The organism is Fodinibius sp. GM108 (assembly GCF_058386985.1).
This window is the reverse complement of the sequence record NZ_JBYEIR010000005.1, coordinates 1-19,126: the sequence shown is the minus strand read 5'-3', so window position 1 is coordinate 19,126 and position 19,126 is coordinate 1. Positions and strand designations below refer to the sequence as shown.

17 protein-coding genes are annotated in these 19,126 nt (G+C 37.2%); 2 read left to right on the top strand and 15 right to left on the bottom strand.

What is annotated here, in order from left to right; translation table 11 throughout:
• Positions 1 to 4: 4 nt before the first annotated feature.
• Positions 5 to 1,912 carry a polysaccharide biosynthesis protein gene (locus tag ACT3ID_RS10240; protein WP_491541932.1) on the bottom strand — a complete coding sequence of 636 codons (1,908 nt, stop codon included), beginning with the start codon at positions 1,910 to 1,912 and terminating at the stop codon, positions 5 to 7.
• Between the two features lie 293 nt (positions 1,913 to 2,205).
• A complete protein-coding gene (locus ACT3ID_RS10235) occupies positions 2,206 to 3,411 on the bottom strand; it encodes a DegT/DnrJ/EryC1/StrS family aminotransferase (protein ID WP_491541931.1) in 1,206 nt (401 codons plus the stop codon).
• A gap of 213 nt (positions 3,412 to 3,624) precedes the next feature.
• On the opposite strand from ACT3ID_RS10235, the gene ACT3ID_RS10230 reads away from it, so the two are divergent.
• Positions 3,625 to 4,350 (top strand): porin family protein, encoded by a 726-nt coding sequence (locus tag ACT3ID_RS10230; protein ID WP_491541930.1) that lies wholly within the window; start codon positions 3,625 to 3,627, stop codon positions 4,348 to 4,350.
• A gap of 56 nt (positions 4,351 to 4,406) precedes the next feature.
• Positions 4,407 to 5,945 carry a hypothetical protein gene (locus ACT3ID_RS10225; protein ID WP_491541929.1) on the top strand — a complete coding sequence of 513 codons (1,539 nt, stop codon included), beginning with the start codon at positions 4,407 to 4,409 and terminating at the stop codon, positions 5,943 to 5,945.
• Positions 5,946 to 6,622: 677 nt separating this feature from the next.
• On the opposite strand, the gene ACT3ID_RS10220 is transcribed toward ACT3ID_RS10225, so the two are convergent.
• The 13 genes from ACT3ID_RS10220 to ACT3ID_RS10160 form a co-directional block, all read right to left on the bottom strand.
• A complete protein-coding gene (locus ACT3ID_RS10220; protein ID WP_491541928.1) occupies positions 6,623 to 7,408 on the bottom strand; it encodes a YdcF family protein in 786 nt (261 codons plus the stop codon).
• A gap of 36 nt (positions 7,409 to 7,444) precedes the next feature.
• On the bottom strand, positions 7,445 to 8,275 hold the full coding sequence (locus tag ACT3ID_RS10215) for a hypothetical protein (RefSeq protein ID WP_491541927.1): 831 nt from the start codon (positions 8,273 to 8,275) through the stop codon (positions 7,445 to 7,447).
• A 29-nt stretch (positions 8,276 to 8,304) separates the two neighbouring features.
• Complete coding sequence (locus ACT3ID_RS10210; RefSeq protein ID WP_491541926.1) at positions 8,305 to 9,402, bottom strand: ATP-grasp domain-containing protein; 1,098 nt, start codon at positions 9,400 to 9,402, stop codon at positions 8,305 to 8,307.
• 5 nt (positions 9,403 to 9,407) lie between these two features.
• The gene (locus tag ACT3ID_RS10205) at positions 9,408 to 10,013 is read right to left on the bottom strand and encodes a sugar transferase (protein WP_491541925.1); all 606 of its coding nucleotides are present in this window, start codon (positions 10,011 to 10,013) and stop codon (positions 9,408 to 9,410) included.
• 16 nt (positions 10,014 to 10,029) lie between these two features.
• Positions 10,030 to 11,073, bottom strand: coding sequence for a sugar-transfer associated ATP-grasp domain-containing protein (locus ACT3ID_RS10200; protein ID WP_491541924.1), 1,044 nt, complete (start codon positions 11,071 to 11,073; stop codon positions 10,030 to 10,032).
• A gap of 209 nt (positions 11,074 to 11,282) precedes the next feature.
• A complete protein-coding gene (locus tag ACT3ID_RS10195; protein ID WP_491541923.1) occupies positions 11,283 to 12,434 on the bottom strand; it encodes a hypothetical protein in 1,152 nt (383 codons plus the stop codon).
• 31 nt (positions 12,435 to 12,465) lie between these two features.
• Entirely contained in the window at positions 12,466 to 13,344 is an 879-nt protein-coding gene (locus ACT3ID_RS10190; protein WP_491541922.1) for a hypothetical protein, read from the bottom strand.
• Positions 13,345 to 13,346: 2 nt separating this feature from the next.
• Positions 13,347 to 14,534 (bottom strand): glycosyltransferase family 4 protein, encoded by a 1,188-nt coding sequence (locus tag ACT3ID_RS10185; protein WP_491541921.1) that lies wholly within the window; start codon positions 14,532 to 14,534, stop codon positions 13,347 to 13,349.
• A gap of 236 nt (positions 14,535 to 14,770) precedes the next feature.
• A complete protein-coding gene (locus tag ACT3ID_RS10180) occupies positions 14,771 to 15,928 on the bottom strand; it encodes a glycosyltransferase family 4 protein (protein ID WP_491541920.1) in 1,158 nt (385 codons plus the stop codon).
• Positions 15,925 to 16,962: a glycosyltransferase gene (locus ACT3ID_RS10175; protein ID WP_491541919.1), complete on the bottom strand. Its 1,038-nt coding sequence runs from the start codon at positions 16,960 to 16,962 to the stop codon at positions 15,925 to 15,927. Before ACT3ID_RS10175 ends, ACT3ID_RS10180 begins: the two co-directional genes overlap by 4 nt.
• Positions 16,963 to 17,023: 61 nt before the next feature.
• A complete protein-coding gene (locus ACT3ID_RS10170) occupies positions 17,024 to 17,908 on the bottom strand; it encodes an ATP-grasp fold amidoligase family protein (RefSeq protein ID WP_491541918.1) in 885 nt (294 codons plus the stop codon).
• Positions 17,909 to 18,042: 134 nt separating this feature from the next.
• Positions 18,043 to 18,711, bottom strand: coding sequence for a hypothetical protein (locus ACT3ID_RS10165; protein WP_491541917.1), 669 nt, complete (start codon positions 18,709 to 18,711; stop codon positions 18,043 to 18,045).
• A gap of 190 nt (positions 18,712 to 18,901) precedes the next feature.
• Positions 18,902 to 19,126 (bottom strand): hypothetical protein (locus tag ACT3ID_RS10160; protein WP_491541916.1); only part of this gene is annotated, 225 nt, incomplete at its 5' end.

Genomic DNA, 19,126 nt, shown 5'->3' with positions numbered 1-19,126 from the left:
TAAATCAACCAATAACTAATGATTTATCTTTACTACCTCTGAACTTCTGATGCTCTTCTTCTCCTCTTTCTTTGAAAGTATACGTTGGCACAATTGCTTTAAGCAGCTCTCTGAGAGATCCGTTTTCAATATTACCATTTTGAAGCATTTCAAGCAGTTGCTCCACTTTAGATTCCAGTTCATCAGTGTCTAGCCTTCTGCTACAGATGGCTTTAAAAATTTCTTCATGATCCGTTTCATGTACACCTTCTTCTGCATTCAAAAGTTCTTCATATAACTTTTCTCCAGGACGCCGCCCGGTAAACTCAATAGGGATATCTTTGCCAGGCTCAAGGCCATGTAGCTGAATTAAATCTTTTGCCATCTCAAGAATTTTAATGGGTTCACCCATATTCAGGACGAATACTTCTCCTCCCGTACCCATAGATCCGGCTTGCATAACCAACAGCACGGCCTCAGGAATCGTCATGAAGTAACGCTCCATTTTGGGATCGGTTATCGTCACCGGTCCGCCATTTTTTATCTGCTCGATAAAAAGAGGTACAACCGACCCTCTTGATCCCAAGACGTTGCCAAAACGCACCGAAATAAATTTTGTAGTCCCCATTTTGTTGTAGGCCATACAAATCTCTTCGGCCACGCGTTTGGTTGCGCCCATTACATTTGTGGGATTCACAGCCTTATCTGTAGATACCATTATGAATTTTTCTACCTGGTGCTTACAAGCCAATGATGCGACTGTTTGCGTGCCTCCTACGTTCACTTTTATAGCCTCTCCAGGAAAACTTTCCATCATCGGTACGTGCTTATAGGCTGCGGCATGAAAAATCACATCAGGTTTAAAATGTTCGAGGATGTGATCCATTTTTTGCTCGTCCGTAACACTTGCCAGGACGGGGATACATTCCGTATCCACATTCTTACACTCGTTTTCAATGTAGTATAGCTCGGTTTCATCAATATCAAGAGCAATTATTGCAGCAGGATTTAAATTCACACATTGCCGTACCAGTTCACTTCCGATTGACCCTCCGGCCCCTGTAATCATTACTGTTTTGTCGGCAATACTGGCTTTTATCGAATTCATATCTATTTTAACCGGCTTTCTACCCAAAATATCTTCTATGCTAACATCACGGATATGTTCGACACCCACCGGATTATCAGTCAGAGAATGAAATGTCGGCAAGATCTTTATATCCATATCCGGACGTATCTCCTTACATTTTTCAATCATCTGCTTTAATTCGCTTTTGGGAAATTCAGGAAAGGCAACAATAAGCTGATCCACGGGATGGGTTCTTATATAGTTCATCATCTCTTTCTTTCCACCCAAAACCCGAATACCATGCATAAGCAAGCCAGGCATTACACGATCGTCAAAAATACCATACACCGATAAATTCCAGTGCTCGTTGGTCAATATATCTCGCAGGATCTGCTCTCCTTCATTTTTTCCACCAAATATAATGGTGTGTTTTTTATTTTTTTTGGGCGAATTTCTAAGCTCGAAATAAATCCTTTTACTAATCCTGAAGCCGCCAATCATTAATACACCATTGATCATCATGAAGGCGGTATATGCATATTCATAATCTCCCAATTGCATAAAAAACTGCGAAACTACTAAAGATAGTACCCCGCCTACGGTAACACCCATGATTATTCTCACCATATCTCTGAGGCTCGTATATCTCCAGGTTGTCAGATACATCCGAAACACAACTAAGCCAACTAATACTGATCCAACAATAATCAGAATGTGCTCTGTAGGAAATAATCTTTCAGTAGGTGTAAAGGGGGCAAGAATGATATATGCAATAACAGCGGAGAGGAATAGTGAAATAGTATCTCCGATTAAAAAAAACAGTACTCTCGTATATTTATTTATGTAACTATGTTCTTTTTCCATTTGAACTCTCTCTTTTTCTTGTCTATGAACCACTTATCCTAATACAAGAGTTATGCCAACTCAATTGTATCTATAAAAGTACTTTCCAATATAGTATTCTTCCTCTTTTAAAAGCCTTTTCCATCCTTCAAAATTCTTTGTTCTTTTAGTATTCTTATTAGACGTTAAAAAATTTTTCAAAACAGATAGTGTTATTTTTATTCATATAACGAGTAAAATTTACTCGGTAATTATCCGCTGTTGCAAAGCAATATTTGGTTCAGCATTAACACTATAATTAGGTAAAATCAGAGTTATACCATGGTTTTGGAAACATTCTTGATTGCTGACGTTACCCGCATCTGATCATCTTCAGTAAGATTACTGCCTGAAGGCAAACAAAGTCCATATTTGAATAACATATCCGAAATATTACGACCATAATAAGGATAGTCGCTGTACAGGGGTTGCAGGTGCATCGGCTTCCAAAACGGACGACACTCAATATTTTTCTCTTCTAAGGCTAAGCGAATATCTTCTCTTGTTACCCCCCCTGTTTCTTCGGGATTAACCAGAATCGTTGTTAGCCAGCGATTGCTATAAAAATTATCTGGCTCCTTCAAAAAGTAGATGCCCGACTGCGAACCGTTATTAACCTGCAGCTCGGGGTGCTGTATGTTGGGATTAAGCCAGGATCCATTCAATTGATTGAAATAAAAATTGAAGTTTTCCCTTCGCGCAGCAACGCGATCAACCAGTACCCGCATTTGCCCACGACCTATTCCTGCTACTATATTGCTCATCCGATAGTTATAGCCAATCTCCGAGTGCTGATAATGTGGAGCATCATCTCTTGCCTGAGTCGCCAAAAACCGGGCCCTGTTAATCATCCCCTCATCATCACTCAGTAAAGCCCCACCGCCCGAAGTAGTTATAATCTTATTACCATTAAAGGACAAAACGCCTAATTCTCCGAATGTGCCGCATTTTTTACCATTGATTGAGGAACCCAGCGCTTCGGCAGCATCTTCTATAACTGGAATATCATACTTTTCGGCAATATTCAGAATCTGATCCATTTTTGCGGGCATGCCATATAGGTGAACAATAATTATTGCTTTGGGCTTTCTGCCAACTTCTTCAATCCTGTCAATAATTGCTTGCTCCAGCAGTTCAGGATCCATATTCCAGGTTTCTGCCTCCGAGTCCACAAACACTGGAGTAGCCTGTTGATAACGAATCGGATTCGCTGATGCTGCAAAAGTGAATGACTGACATATAACCTCATCACCCTGTTTTACACCACACAGTATTAAACCAAGGTGAATAGCCGCCGTCCCTGATGTAATAACTGCCGCATGTTTACTTCCGGTGTAATTCTGCAGATCTTCTTCAAAGCCATCGACATTCTCTCCGAGTGGAGCAATCCAGTTTTTATCAAAAGCATCGTGAATGTAGTCGAGCTCATTTCCACTCATGTGTGGCGAAGACAGATAGATACGCGAAGCTGAATAGTCCATATATGATTTTTTGTTAACTCTCGTTATTAGTTAATCAAATCCTGTGCCAAAACTCTCTCTTAAATTATTTAATTGTTTTACAAGCGAATCGATAAAATTCGCGGCTCGGATTATATCTTTTTAATAACATGAAAAATATAACGCTAAAAAGTTTTCGTTTGGTTAATTTGATGATGAATCTTCAAACGGTAAAAAATATGAGGGGAGAGTACGTTGAATAATTTTCAGGCATTACCCATTGCATTTGCTGTTTTATTATTAAGTCTGTTTGTGCCAATCAATACGAATGGTCAGTCCACTGGCTTTGGTGTTTTCGGAGGTGTTAATGCCAGTACACACCTAAATAGTTTTCGCTTTGTAAGCGGAGATATAGATCTCGACTTTGATCCTAAGTTATCTTTGGGTTATCAAGGTGGATTGGTATTCAGAAGAAGTATTTCGCCATCATTACGTTTCCAGACGGAACCATCTCTTACGTGGCTGGGCGCACGATATGAAGAGTCGTTTATGCTGCGAGGTTTTGAACTGGAAACTGATAGCAAAACTGAACTAACATATATTCAACTGCCACTTTTGTTACAATTCACAACACAGCCGAACAGTCGCCCGGTTTACGGTCGTCAGAAAGCAAGTACTACCTATCACCTTACCGGCGGATTTTACGGGGGATACCTGTTAAATTCAGAATTTTCGGGTACAAACAGAGGGGCTCCTATAGGTGTAGAATTTGAGGGCGAATTTTCAAACGATGTCTCAGACCAATATTCCGATTTCGATGGTGGAGTAATTATTGGCGTCGGTTTCGAGCATGGTCTTCATAACAAATTAGGATTCGAAATACGAGGAATATTATCTGTTATTGATACAGGCGACGCACCAGAATTATCTTTTGAACCGAAAAATGTGGGGGGAACCTTTTCGGTTTATTTGCTGATATAAGTAAGTATTTTTTTGAAGGCTTTTTGGGATAACTGTTCAATAAATCATTTAATGCTATGAGTACGGGCTATGATCAAGAAGTTAAACTTCGTCAGAGACTAAAATTTAGACGGCAATTTCTTATCGGTCCAAAAAAATATTTACCCAACCGTTATTGGAATAGCCATAAGTTGAAACACGATCTTTTCTTATCCATTCACAGGGATTTAAGGTTCTTTTCTGAAGAAAAGGATGGATTTAAGATAACCCTCATCGGCATTTTTATTGATTGTAAAAAGCCGTTCAAAAGAATCTCAAAAATCGCCGATGATCTTCTGGATAGCTTTGATGGCATTCAGTCATTAATTGAAGCTTCTAAACCACTTGCAGGCAGGTGGATTCTGATTGCTCAAAACAAACAAACCACATTTATTTTTAATGATCCCTGCAGTTTGCGACAGGTATTCTATTATTTTGAAAAAGGAAAAAGTTGGTGTACATCCAATCCTACGGTTATTAACCAGGTTAAACCGCTGTCCAAAACGGAAAATGAATCAATATTGAAATTTAAAAATAGCACTCGTTTTCTTAAAAAAGAATCCGCATGGATTGGAAACAAAACACTTTACGAAGGCTGTTTCAAGCTAATGCCGAATCATTATTTGGATCTTAATAACTCTGATCAAATACGCTTCTTCCCTAAAACATCGTTGCCGGCATCCAATGATGTTGATAGACTTGTGCCGAAAGCTGCTCTTCTTTTAAGAAACATTGTAGAAGGTTTAAAGCATAAATTTAAAATAAATATCAGCCTTACCGCTGGTTTCGACAGCAGATTAATACTTGCTGCTTCAAAAAATATTTCAGATAAAGTTAATTACAGTACAGATAAACTGGGGAAATGGAAATCATATCACGCCGATATTTATATCCCTAAAAAGCTTAAGCAACAATTTAATTTAAATCATGAGGTAATTAATTCAAATCAAGAACCCCCGGACTGGTTTATTAACATCCTATCCAAGAATGTATCTAAGGCCCGAACTTATCCCTCTTTGGGAAAGGCAAGATCTATGTACAGTGAACTAGTTAACCGAAAATCTGATCATATCCTGATAAATGGGAATGCTACCGAAATTGTGAGGATAAGTGAGCAAAAACTAAAATATGTGCCATCTGATGATGATTATATAAATTCAAACGTATTATTAGATTATGCTGGTTATAATAACAGTTATGTCAGTAATGAAATTGAGAAATGGATAAACAACATTGATGAATCAGTAATCAGTGAAGCGACAATCCTCGATTTATTTTATTGGGAACAGCGGATGGGTAACTGGGGTGCTCTATTTCCTGCCGAGTTGGATATTGCAACCGAAACAATAAGTCCTTTTAACTGCAGGTCATTACTGGAAGTTTGCTTAAAAGTACCTAGTGAGCAACGAAAGGCACCTGGCTTTTCATTTTTTAAAGAGATGATTAAAATCCTTTGGCCTGAACTTTTAAATGTACCTATTAATCCAGGACCAAAAGGTTGGGGATTAGTCAAGAAAAATTTACGATATATATTACCATCGGGAGTCGTAAACTCACTTCAAAAAGTCAGAAACTAATCACTCTCTTTTAGATAGAGAAGAGTTATCTAACAAACTCTCCTCCTGAAGATAATCAGAAACCTTCTGCTCTGTATTATGAACTACTAACTGAAAATATTTTGATAACCTGTAGTTCTTCAGTGAACAAAACCAACAAACATCTGCAATGGCAATGTTGTTGAAATCGTAAGAATCATGAACAGAATTTAGAGTACGTATATTCTGGCAATCTGGACATGTTGTTAAACTATTATGGATATGATAACTCCTATGTCTACGAGGAAATTATCAAATTGTTTATGAGTAAATCAGATAAAATTGGAAAGGATTCAATATACAATCTTTTTTATTGGGAGCAGCGAATGGCTCACTGAGGAGTTCTTTACCCTGCTGAATGGATATTGCAGCCGAAATAGTCAGCCCTTTTAACTGCAGATGTAAGTGTGTTTCGAAGTACCCCTTGATCAACAAGGCTCCGGATTACATTTATTTCAAGCAATGATTGAAAATCTCTGGCCTGAATTTTTATCGGTACCCATTAATCCCGAACCAAAAGAATGGGGCTGGTTAAGAAAAGAATAAGAGAACCTCTTCCTTCAAATATGGTTGATGTCATTCAAAGGATCAGAAAAAATATAATCAGAAAAGCTTGTTGGTTTGAAGTTAGACTGTGCATTGCGTTAATGATCACGTCCTTATTTATTGATGAGAAATCCGAGAGATCCGTCAGAGAAAGAATACCATAGTATAGCCGCATATTCACTCATTGCCACCTCCATTTTTTCGATATTACTGATCGAGGGCCAACCAATCCATCTATTTTTCCGACTACCTTTTAAGCGGTAGTTAGTCGGAGAAGGGATCGGCTCTGCACCGAATTGTCTGAACACCATAACAGCACGAGGCATATGAGCCGCACTTGTCACCACTATAAGCTTAGAGTTACTATTATAGTCAAAGTTATGAGTATAAGTTTCTGCTTCTTCATAGGTGTTGGAAGGCTCTTTTTGCAGGATTGTTGCCTCTTTTTCCACGCCTAGCAATATTGCCGTTTGCTGAAGCATCTCGGCTTGTGTTGTGCCACCACTGGATGAATATCCCGAAAAAACCAATTTGCTATTGGGTAACTGTTGATGGAGTCGCAATCCCTCACTCAATCTACCCAGTGCAATATCCGAAAGCAGCGAATTCGCAGGCAGACGATCGTCAAAACCGTGTCCGCCACCTAAAACTATGATATGATATTCATCATCAGGATTAAGCTGCTCGACATCAACAGGTTCATATTGATTTTCCAGCGAATTAATAATGGTATTCGGCAGTAATGGGGTTGAAATCAATATGAACCAGAGAAATGTAGTAGTTGCTAATACCTTGAAGGGTTTTACCCTGTTTCTAAACCAGAATATGGCTGTAAAGCCCAACAAGACCCAAAAAATATTAAATGGATCGATTAAGAATCTGATAAGAGAAAAAAACATGTTATTTCGGTTTATCCCCTGGTCGGTTACTGTTTTTTACGCGCGCTTGGATATGCCAAGCAACCACTTTGCATATCGATAAACATTCCCAACGTACAAGCGAAAAAATCCTAATCCACCCTCTTTTTTTACGGGGTGGTACAGCTTATTTTTTCTAAATCCTGGCTTTTTCATTGCTGGTCGATATTTCATTGTTCCCGTCAATAGTGCCCCTTCGGAATCGCTGCGAGTCAGACTAAAGTTTTTTTCAGTACCGGAAAATTTATTATTCGCACTAAGATCCAACAGTTTAAAGTCGTTGTGATAGAGCAGAGTAGGAAATGTCACTTCATAATGGCCTCTCCATCCATTTTGTATTTTCTTTCGCAAAAATTGATAGGCTCTATGTGAGATCCGATAGATAGGACTAAACGATCGCAACCTTTTTTCCTTTGGTATATATTCTTGCGGATGATCGATCTGCCACCAGTACCAATCAGGCTCTTTATCGTAACTGCAAATGTGTGATGTAACCAGATCCGCATCATACTGCATATAGTGATCAAACAAGTCAGACCAGCGACCAGTAAAACGCACATCATATTCTATAATCCAGTAATAATCTGCCGGAGATTCCTGTTGGGCTATATACTTAAAGATCGGGAAATAGACATTTCCGGGCACCAGGGAATCACTCACCGCAGGGAAATTCATCTCGCTGACAATAGATTCTTTAAACTGAAAAACGTTGGTACCTTCAATATTAAAGGGGACAGATTGAGAGATTATCGTAAGTGAGCGATCCCCCATCTGATCGCGAATAGAACGAATTAATTTCTGGATCTCCTCACTTTTCTTATGCGTTATAAACAGGATTTCTTCTTTCATACAAAACAGTCACTCCGATATAACACTCTTTAGCTAAATTTGACCTGCACATCCTTTTTTTTCTTTTCCAACAAGTCAGCTTCTTTCATAACAATGGGTTCAGAATCTACATCCCGGAGAAAAACTAAGGGCTCATCATATGTATAATCTTTTCGTTTTATTGCTGTAGGATTTGATGAGATCATAGCTTTTAAGGTATCCATTGGTATATTTGCCCCTCCGGCAGCAATGGATGATGTAAATGCAACATGGCGGATATTAATCTCCGTAATCTTCGGATATCCCCCAGCATCTTCTTTATAATCAACTGTAAAAATGCCGTTGAGTTCGGTTCCCAAATCAGAAGAGATAGACTCCAACGCTTGTTCTGAAAGATCAACCAGCTTTGGTTCGTTGATAAGGCGACCGAAAGAAGTATTGCCTGTAACACCGGATGGTGCCACTTTAGCCATTATATAGTTTATGCGCTCGGCACAAGCTGTACGCTTCAGCTCGCCGTCAAAATAGAGCATTTTGCAAGCCATATTTCTACCCGGCAGATATTCTGTAGCAATAAATTCACTCACTCCGTTATTAATTGAAATCCACTGTGCCAATGCAGATTCGGATTCTATCTTCAGCGATCCCAGTCCACTGGAACCTTCTGTGCCACGAATCCAAAAAATATCTCCTATCTCTTTAGTTAATGCCTGATAGTTATAATTGGATGGGACGACTTTTTTGAACTTTGGTATCAGTTGAGAACCCTCCAGATATTTGTGCAACCGGTGCTTATTAACAAGTGTTGAAGCTAACTCAAAATCAGGAAGATGAACTTTAACTGATCTATCAAGTTTATGACGGTTTTTAGACCATTCCAAAACTTCTACTTCAGGTAAAATAACTGTAGCATCAATATCTTCTTTTTCTGCAATATCGTTTATTGTTGGCCAGTATTCCTGCTCATCTGCTCTAGGAACAACATAACTTTTATCAAAAAGTGAACGGTCATATAATCCATAAGCAAGCGGATCGCAATCCACTCCAACAAATTTAACAGACCTCGAAAAATTATTATCCGCCAGTTTTACCGCTCTGACAAATGATCGTGGCGTTGGGCCTCCCACGCCGGTTATTAGTAAATTCATAGTCTTTATTTTTGGTTTTCTACATATTCGTCAAATCGAGGCATAGCAACATGATTTTCATATGTAATTCCTTCTCTTTTGATCACCTTGAAAAGTGTCATCCACAAAATTTTCAAATCCAGCCAAATCGATTGATTTTCTACATACCATACATCCAGTTCCAATTTTTTATCCCAGTTTATAGAATTCCGCCCATTCACTTGTGACCATCCTGTAATCCCTGGTTTTACATTATGACGCTTATCCTGTTCTTCGGTGAAATATGGCAGGTAATCCATTAGCAAAGGACGGGGACCGACTATACTCATCTCTCCCTTTAAAACATTTAAGAGTTCCGGTAATTCATCCAGGCTGGATGACCGTAGAAAGCGCCCAAAAGAAGTCATTCGCTGTTCGTTGGGGAGCAATCTCCCATTGCTGTCTCTTTCGTTGGTCATCGTTCTGAACTTAATCAGATAAAATGGCTTTCTGTATAAGCCCGGTCGCACCTGTTTGAAGAAAATTGGACGCCCCAGTTTATAAGCTATCAATAAGCTTATCACAATCAATACCGGCGATAACAGCATCAAAGTAATAACCGAAATGAAAATATCGAGAAATCGTTTTAGCATCTATGCTATGATTATCTTAAACGTAAGCGGGAACATTTTCCTCTGAGCCTTCTTTGAGGTACCCCAGTAACACTGCTTTTAATCCTTTCTTAACAGGTAATTGCCAAAGTAACTTACACCAATCGTGATTACCTTCGATAAGACCCGGACCTTTTTCTGTGATAACTATATCCCAGCCAATTGACCTGTTTTGTGGATATAACAAGGCGGCTTTTTTGGCTAACTCAAGTGCTTCGGACCAAAATGGAACTTGAAAACCCGGTATCTCAATACTTGTTACCGGATGGTAATGCTGATCAGGTTTTGTAATGTCACTATAAACCCCTGCCCCTTTCACTATGCCTGTCATTTTATCAACAGGAGCAGCCAAATTTCCGGCAGCCATGTTATCTACCGGTGAGTCGACAGATATCCGCAACCGGCAACCCAGTACATCCACTTCATTATTATCATTTAGCTGTGTAATAATTCTAACAGTATTCACTGCAGAAGGTGAAAGCCTGTTCAGATGAGGGTGCTGTTCAATAAACTCTTCAACAATTCCATATTTATTGGCTTCCATAAAGGTAATGAGGCCAGTTGAATTGAACTCCTCACAATTTCTGATTTCTACCTGGTCGCCACATTTGCCATCGGCTGGTTTAAACACCAGTTTACCAGAGGGATTAGAAAGCATGGAATCAGCCAAAGAGGAATTCATCTTTAGATCTATAACATCGGCTACATCATGGATCATATGCTTACTGTAATTTTTATAAAAAAGTCTTTTGTCATCCAGGATATGCCGTTTTTCGGGTGGATTCATCTTCAGCTGATATTCATACATGAACCCTGTACCGGCCCACTGCTCTCTTTCTGTTTTATCCAGCTTATAAAACCCAAATTGGAAATACTCCAACACAGAGATATTATGGACAAAAACTGATTTTAGAATATCCGATATGATCTCATTTCTTGACTTCTCCGTCTGTTCACTTACATAGTTCAGAAAACGAACAAACTTCTCCCCGTCGAGTTCTTTTAAATAATATCCCAGATATAACGCTCTCTTTATTTTCATATATATAAAAAACTTATTACAGATAACCCCGTTTATTACAATACAACAGTTATGCCAATGCCATTAAGTGGCTTTCAACATTCAATAAAAGGGAGTTTAAACCGCGTGAAGGCTACTTGGGAAATAAGAAGAGCCGTTTACTAAATGAGTAATGGAATTTAGTAAACGAGTCAAATCTTTATGACCGAGTAAAAATTACTCGTAAAGTTTCAGTTTTTTTCTGATTCGATTAATGCTCCCAATTCATTAGCGGCCATAAATTCCACATCCGGCCAACGTTCCGTGATTTTCGTAAGCAATTCCTGTAGCGCATTTAACCCTTTCTCTCGATTTTTCTCATCTATATGCCCGCAAAAATTTACGCGATGTGAGCTGATAATTGCAGGACGATTCCATCGGAAAGCCGCTTCAATCTGTTTCATAGCAAACGAAACCCAATCAACATCTCGTTCTTGAGTTGGCTCAAAGACAACATTTCGAACGATAAAAGTTTGCCCTAATTCGTTTTGTTTACCGGTATAGTTAAATGTTCTTTTGTATTTTCCTTTTCCTTGGTGTTCTCGTTTAACAATTGGGGTATCAATATACTTTATGCCATTCTCCTTAAGCGTTTTATGGAGAATGGAATGCTCCCATCCACCCGGTGCATTAAAATGGTCAGCTCTGAATCTAAACACCTTTTCAAAGGCATTTAATCCATCTTCAATCACCTCTTTCAGGTGGGTATTTTCTTCGAAATCCCAAAAATCAAAAGCAGATGAAATAGATATCGAATTACCATTTTCGGAAGGCACTCTGGCCAGAGACCTATTCTTGAGAATTGTTTTTAGTTCATCACCGCTTTCTAATAATTTCTGCTTAAAAACCCCCAGATTAAAATGTTCCCTCCCATGAAAGTGAGGCACAAGTAACTTCTTATCTATACCTTCTTTCCATAATTTCCATGTACCTTCATAAGCATCTGGTTGATAAGCAGAAAGTTTTTCGTAGGTCTGCGGCAACAGCTCATAGGTATAATCCCGGAAACCTGTCTCCTCCATTTTTTCAAAGTCCGGATTACAGGGAACAGCAAACGGACTAAAGACAGCATTCCTACCATTGATATCCTTTACAGAAGTGAGCACCTCAAACAGTTGTTCCAGGTCTTCTTTTGTTTCCAAGGAATCATACAGATCGAAACCGGCAAATGGACTCTGTACCATAATGTTGTTATCATTCAGATTATCCCTGGCTTCTTTTGAGTCGATCCTTACATTACCGTAATCATCAACAGAGAGTACAATAATTCTCCGATCGGATCGCCACCCTATCAGATTTTTTGCGTTTAATTTTAACTTTCTTTTCCAATCAGTATTAATCATCAAATTGTACTCCCTCTATTATTCAAACTTATTAATAAAAATAATCTACAAACTTAGCGAACATTTTGTCTCGTTTATTTAACCGGTGATAAGAAGTATTCATTGGTTTCTCAGTAATATGTATATGATTCTTCATGCGTATACTATTTCCGGCAACCAAATGTTCAGGATAAAAAGGACCTCTATTTCGTAATTGATCAGTATAAGTGGAATTCTCATTTATTACAGAAGATAGTTCTTTTAACGGGTTTAAAACTAATTGATCATATTTAATCTTTTGATATGAAATGTCTCGGGTAAAAAGATAGGTGAACAGGTTTTTTTGTGACCAACTTGAAAACACATAGAATGTATTCAGCGGAGTTATATCATGTTCGACACCGGCTTTTAGATCTTTTTCTGCTTTTTTCTTATATGAGTTTAATACATCACCAAACCTCCTTATCAAGTGGATAACCTTTACATCATATCCCAATTTTTTCAAGATTAATAATCTCAGAGGTGCTTTGGATGAATCAATAATAATTTCTGATTGAGTTATCTTAAAAATTGCGCTATATAACTTCTTAGTATCTTCTAAAAATTGAGCTATTTCTCCTGACGGATTTCGTAAGGAGAAACATGATGACAGAATATTTTTTTTGCTCGTCAGCCTTTTTTGTATTTGTACGTATTCATCTAAATCCAAAATTCGTTCCTTATTCCATTTCGCAATAATTTTAGACCAGATTTCACAATCAGGTACAGGATTTCCACAAGCACAATATTCTCCATTATTAATCCCTTTTTCAGCAAAATAAATGAGTTCACCGGAGCTAAAAGCATTTTTCTGGTTTCCTAATATTATATCAAGCAAAGTAGATCCAGAACGACCTTCCCCCGATATATAAACAATGGTTTTCTTATTCATATTTAGTTCACAGTATTAAATTGTACTTTTTCTGTGGATTTTTTTAGGTAACGGTCTACAATTTTATCTGCATTAGATCTACGAAAATCTCTTGATGCTTCAACAGCATTCCGTCCAAACCTTTCCTGCAGATTCTGATCTCCTCTCAACTTTAAAATAAAATCAGCGGCCTTCTCCAACTTATCGTGATTATAGCATTTGGCATGGCCATACTTTTCTGCATAATGATGGAGTTCAGAATCTTCTGATGCAATATATAATGTCGGTATTCCATAACTCATCAGGTTATAGGATTTGCTGGGCACACTCCCTTTGGATGTCGACTCGTCCAGAATTACAACTCCTAGATCCGCTGCTGAAAGTGAATATGGAAACATCTCGTCAGACTGGAAAGGAAGAAATTCACAATTAGGCAGATTTTTCTCCTCCACTAATGCTTTTAAATGTGGTTTGCGGGGACCGCGACCAATGATCTGAAAAAGAATATCTTTGTACTTTTTCATCTGTTCCGCCAACTCTACCATAACCTCCACATTATGAGTGAGACCAATATTCCCTGAATATTGCACTACAAATTTGTCATGCAAATTATGTTGCTCAACAAAAGGATTATCTTCTTTATCAACACTGCCGTTAGATTGAAAAATTGACCACAATGGCGTCACTTGTATCTTTTCGTGATCTATATACTTTGCTAAAAGTTCCGCCATCTTATTGCCAATGGTAAAAATCTTATAAGCTTTCCTGAAAGCAATTCGATTTAATTTTGCCCATGTCCTGTAAACAGGATGATTTTCACTCATTCCGGTTATTTTAAACACATCGGGATACACATCCCATATTAGCATGCTACATCGATTAGGCAGAAATATTGACATCAGATATGCCATTGGGGGGAGCGATACAAAAAAAACTTCATAATTTCGGTACTTGGTTAGTAACAAAAAATAAATTTGAACACATGCCCACAGGTAAGAGAGCAGTTTTTTATAGGCAGGACGCTCTATCCATTTATTAATTTTGGTGATACCTATCTTGGAATTTAGCTCCTCTCCCTGGATGTGTATACTTCCGGTAACTAAACATACTACTTCGAACTTTTCCGCAAAAGCATTGCATAGCCCAACAGTAAGATAATTTACTGCTTGATTGACGACTACAATTTTCCTGTCCTTAATTGTTTCTTGCATTTTTATATAAGTCCTTACAAATATTTAATGTGCTTCAGCTCGCATACATCACGATGTCACTTGAGCATCGAATAATCCTGCATGAACCAATCCACAAACATCACCTGTAGCTGATTTGAGCCCTTTATTAATCGCATTTTATATACCCTTGTCAGAATCTGATATAATTGGATATTTAAGATGCGTTTTCATTATCAATATTCATAGTGTGGATAACTAGCTATTATTGTGAATTGTTAATTTACAAGCTCACTTGTTTGTTTTTTATACTCTCCATTTGAAACCAATGACTCTGCTATATTAATAAAACTTTCAGCACGTTCAGCAGGTGTCTTTAATTTTTGGAACTCCCTAATCCCCTCAGCAACTAACTCTTCATATAATTCTGCGTCATTAATTAACTGCTCAATCTTGTTAGCTATATTTACCGGATCTAAAGGATCAAAATAAAGGGCCGCCTGTTTACATATTGTGTGTGCAAATCCCAAATCGGAGGTCAAAATAGGTTTTCTCATCTTCATTGCTTCAGCGTAAGAGGCTGAAAAACATTCCAAAAGCGTTGGTAAAAACATAGCATCACAATCGCGATATAAAGCAGGACATTTCTCTATAGATACAGGTTTGACATTAATTAACTGGTCTTTGATGTCCGGTTCCTCAAATTTCTCGAATGCTTCTTCAGGAAGGGTTAATACAAATTTCACATTATATAATTTCCTATTATGTAATTCCTCTACAACATCCTTTATTATTTCGATATTTTTGTGAGGATAATCTGCACTTAAAGTTAAAAATCTAAATTCCCCCTCTTCTTTTTTTTCTAATGTACTACTTCCATAATTATCTCGCATGAACGTAGCATTTACAGTATTAGATACTGAATAAATAGGTTTATTTGGTATCAATTTTTGCAATCGATCTTTAACATCATCAGTTTGAACGACAATAGCATCCAACCGTCGGTAAAAAAACAGATCAAACACTTTTTTTAGTTTCCAATAGAGCTTTCTTTTTAGAGAAATTTTTTCAAAGTAAGGCGATTCAGGATATACATAATGAGGAATATTAAATCCCCCGACAACCGGAATGTCAGGTTTCCAAAATCCATGCCCCCCTGTAGAAATTACAGCATCAGGATTTATCTCTTCAGCCAAATCATCAAACTCTTTTATTGCGTTATATATTTGATAGAAACTTTTTCCGGGTCTCTCTTGCACATCATAAAAATAAAAGTTTTGGGGAAACAGATCTGTCTGTAGCTGGCTCCTTATATTTTCTCTTATTAAGATATGGAAACTATGTTGTGGATAATTTATACATTCATTGATAAAAGAATGAACTACCTGTTCCGCCCCTCCCTTATGTATTGAACTGGCATTAATTATGATTTTCATAATTTCTCAGTAATAAATTTATAATATTTTTCACCAATTTTATTGATAGAGAAATCCTGTATTTTTTTTAGAGAATGTTCTCCCATCCTTCTTCTAAGATGATCATCTCTCATCAATTTCTTAAGTCTATCAATATACTCGTCCGTATCAAACATTGGGATCAAATATCCATTATCACCGTTATCTATCAATTCAGAAGGACCAGCAACACAATCAAAAGCAATAACAGGCAAGCCATTTTGCATAGCTTCTCCTATAACATTGGGAAACCCTTCTGAACTGGAGGTAAATGCAAAAATCTTACTCTTCCTATACCAGCTGTTCACATCTGATACCGTACCGGTAAGTGTCACTTTATCATTTAGATTTTTTTTATCTATTATTCTCTGTAATCTACTCAAACCGTTCTGTTTAACGGCATTACCTCCAACTATGACCAGCCTCCAGTTTCGGTTGTCAACTTTTGAAAACATATTTATCAGCAAATCATAATGTTTTGTTTCTATCAGACGACCAACCGATAGAATAATATTTTCCCTCCCATCTGTTTGTCCAGTTTTTACATCTCCGAATGGATTGGAAATCGCTCTAGTTTTATTATTCGGAAATTTCTTATGATATAATTTTTTGGCTTTATCTGTTTGTACAATTATACCATCAGCAAAAGGGTATAACTTATTCCTTAAAAACTCCTGAAATAGACGTCTTTTTTTCCCAGGCTCTGCCCTGTCTGAAACATACACTGGATACTTAAGACCAAGTGTAGCTAACAGAACCATATTATTCCATTCTTCCCCAAAACTCAATAAGGTGTCAGGTTTTAACGATTTAATTTTATGTCGAAGGAAAAATAGTGTCCAGACAGTAAAGAGTAGCCTGTACTTATTATTAAACTCAAACTCAGGCTTATGTATGTGTATTTGTTCTGGTATAGGAAAAAAAATTTCCCGTTTTCTTCCATAAAGAATTAGGTGTACTTCAACTTCCGGCTTTCCATTGAAATAGGTAACAAGTTTACTCATTACCTTTTCCATCCCTCCCGGTCCTAGTGATGGTATTAAACAACAAAGCTTTCTCAAGTTAGAACTACCGTATTTAATTTTGTAAATGGTTAAGATTTAGCATTTGACCCAGTTTCAGATCCTGTTCATAACTTCCAAAGGGAGCAGTACCCGCTTCCGGGTGAAGAGTAATTTCACCAAAATAGACCTTGCCGTCTACGTCATACAAATCTACTCTGCAAAAGGTGAACTCGCTGCTCAATGTTTTAGCAACTTCAATCATCTCATCTAATCCCTTTGGCCTTGGCATATCCTTCTCACTAGCTGGATAAAGCAGGGAAAGGTCCATTTTATCCCAATTTAGATCATAAAAAGAACGGGTATGATTGGTGTGCCTGTCAAAATCAACCTGTACAATCCTCGGTTTTCCATTGAAACAGTAAAACTTGTAATCAACTATATTGTGTAATTCCTGGATCAGCTCTTCGCAAACTATTTTTTTTTCTAAATCTTTGTAGTGCCATTCCCCAGATAAGTAATAAAAATCCATTCCTAACCATCTATCCAGTTTCCTATTATATACATCTGTTTCTGCATTACTTTTATCCGTACAAATAATCACCCAGCCTGAACCATGATTCGGTTTAAGTACAAATTGGTTTGGAAGCTTTGAATAGTCAATTTCATCAGTATCATCAAAAACATCAATTAGAGGGATCAAATACTGATCACCAATTCTTTTTTTTACGTAATCTCTTACCAAATACTTATTGGCAATAATTCGTCCATCTCTAAATCTATGGTTTAAATTCAACCAACTAATCTTTTCGTTAAAGGTTTTTGGACTTTTCAGATTCAGTAGGTATCGATGATCGCCAAACCGACTATGTTTTCTGTAATGCGATACTACACATCTAATGCTATTAGGTATCGGGTATAAAATAGTTTTATAAAGAAACTGTTTGATGTAATTATCCATATATTAATCAGTCAACACATTTAATAAAATGAAAAAGGGCTTAACAGTCTGTTTTAGACAGCTATTCTGTCTACAACAAAGTTAGTTAGGTTTACCCTATTATAAGTACAATTAAGATTGAAGAAGCCCATGTTTTATTTCTCCACAAATGTTATGACTGTTTGAGAATCGGGGGGAGTCTCAGCTATTACTGCAAATCTAGCTGCATCTTTATAATTAAAATCTTTATAGCCTTCATCGACCACATTCTGAAGCTCTCTCACTTTTTGAGGATCAAATTTTGGCTCCCCGTCATCGTGCATTTGACTCGGTAGGTCTTCAATATCAGTATTATCTAAATTAAACTCCGGATTAGCTCTGAGTTGCCAGATTACCAGCTGAAATTCACGCCAGGATAATTCCGGATCTTCCTTCTCCAAATCTTTCTTAATATTGAAGAGGTAATTAATTGGCTTCCAGCTTTCTACCCGATAAGAAGAATAAAGTTTGATATTACTATAAATACCACCATTGCTATCAATGGGTTTATTAATATCAATACACCATCCTTCATAATTACCATTTTCGACTATATCATTAGATTCAATATTACTATAATCAATCTTAAAATATGCATTATCACTTTGGTTAACTTTTATTGTTGCATTTTCACCCCCTGAAATCAGTTCCACCTCCTCAATAGGTTCTAATGTTTCTCCAAGATCTTCATCGGTACTGCTAGTATTATTTTTACAGGAAATACTGCTACTGACTAACAAAATTAAAGATAATAAATAAATAAAGTGATTTGTTGCTTTTTCCATCTTTTCTCTCTCTTAAAGATTAAAACGACTTCTAACTCTGCTTTATTTATTACAAAAGCTATGCCAATTATAGTAGGGCAGCATCTAATCAATAAATGACAGTTTTATGGGAAGGTTCACCAACAGATGAGTTATTATTACAATATTTATCGAGTAAAAATTACTCTATTTGAAATTGGAAATGCCTGACTCAATTGTTAGTCGGAAATAAATTTAGGAAATCATTTCCACCCACTAGTATCTTAGGACTACCATTTCCTGTAACATTATTCATCGAGCTACTACAGTTAGAATTAAAATTATTATTGTCAAGCGCAGCACGTTGTAAATCAGGATTTTCTATTTTCTCCCAAAAATCACATGGGATACTCCCTGTCAAACCATTATTGTTTAACCGGATACTTCTCAATTGATA

What these genes read in the sequence shown, in the direction of transcription:
- ACT3ID_RS10180 (WP_491541920.1), bottom strand. Translation starts at nt 15,928, where the DNA reads ATGAAAATCATAATTAATGCCAGTTCAATACATAAGGGAGGGGCGGAA.
- ACT3ID_RS10235 (WP_491541931.1), bottom strand. Translation starts at nt 3,411, where the DNA reads ATGGACTATTCAGCTTCGCGTATCTATCTGTCTTCGCCACACATGAGT.
- ACT3ID_RS10225 (WP_491541929.1), top strand. Translation starts at nt 4,407, where the DNA reads ATGAGTACGGGCTATGATCAAGAAGTTAAACTTCGTCAGAGACTAAAA.
- ACT3ID_RS10200 (WP_491541924.1), bottom strand. Translation starts at nt 11,073, where the DNA reads ATGAAAATAAAGAGAGCGTTATATCTGGGATATTATTTAAAAGAACTC.
- ACT3ID_RS10240 (WP_491541932.1), bottom strand. Translation starts at nt 1,912, where the DNA reads ATGGAAAAAGAACATAGTTACATAAATAAATATACGAGAGTACTGTTT.
- ACT3ID_RS10205 (WP_491541925.1), bottom strand. Translation starts at nt 10,013, where the DNA reads ATGCTAAAACGATTTCTCGATATTTTCATTTCGGTTATTACTTTGATG.
- ACT3ID_RS10195 (WP_491541923.1), bottom strand. Translation starts at nt 12,434, where the DNA reads ATGATTAATACTGATTGGAAAAGAAAGTTAAAATTAAACGCAAAAAAT.
- ACT3ID_RS10165 (WP_491541917.1), bottom strand. Translation starts at nt 18,711, where the DNA reads ATGGAAAAAGCAACAAATCACTTTATTTATTTATTATCTTTAATTTTG.
- ACT3ID_RS10185 (WP_491541921.1), bottom strand. Translation starts at nt 14,534, where the DNA reads ATGCAAGAAACAATTAAGGACAGGAAAATTGTAGTCGTCAATCAAGCA.
- ACT3ID_RS10170 (WP_491541918.1), bottom strand. Translation starts at nt 17,908, where the DNA reads ATGGATAATTACATCAAACAGTTTCTTTATAAAACTATTTTATACCCG.
- ACT3ID_RS10190 (WP_491541922.1), bottom strand. Translation starts at nt 13,344, where the DNA reads ATGAATAAGAAAACCATTGTTTATATATCGGGGGAAGGTCGTTCTGGA.
- ACT3ID_RS10175 (WP_491541919.1), bottom strand. Translation starts at nt 16,962, where the DNA reads ATGGAAAAGGTAATGAGTAAACTTGTTACCTATTTCAATGGAAAGCCG.
- ACT3ID_RS10210 (WP_491541926.1), bottom strand. Translation starts at nt 9,402, where the DNA reads ATGAATTTACTAATAACCGGCGTGGGAGGCCCAACGCCACGATCATTT.
- ACT3ID_RS10220 (WP_491541928.1), bottom strand. Translation starts at nt 7,408, where the DNA reads ATGTTTTTTTCTCTTATCAGATTCTTAATCGATCCATTTAATATTTTT.
- ACT3ID_RS10215 (WP_491541927.1), bottom strand. Translation starts at nt 8,275, where the DNA reads ATGAAAGAAGAAATCCTGTTTATAACGCATAAGAAAAGTGAGGAGATC.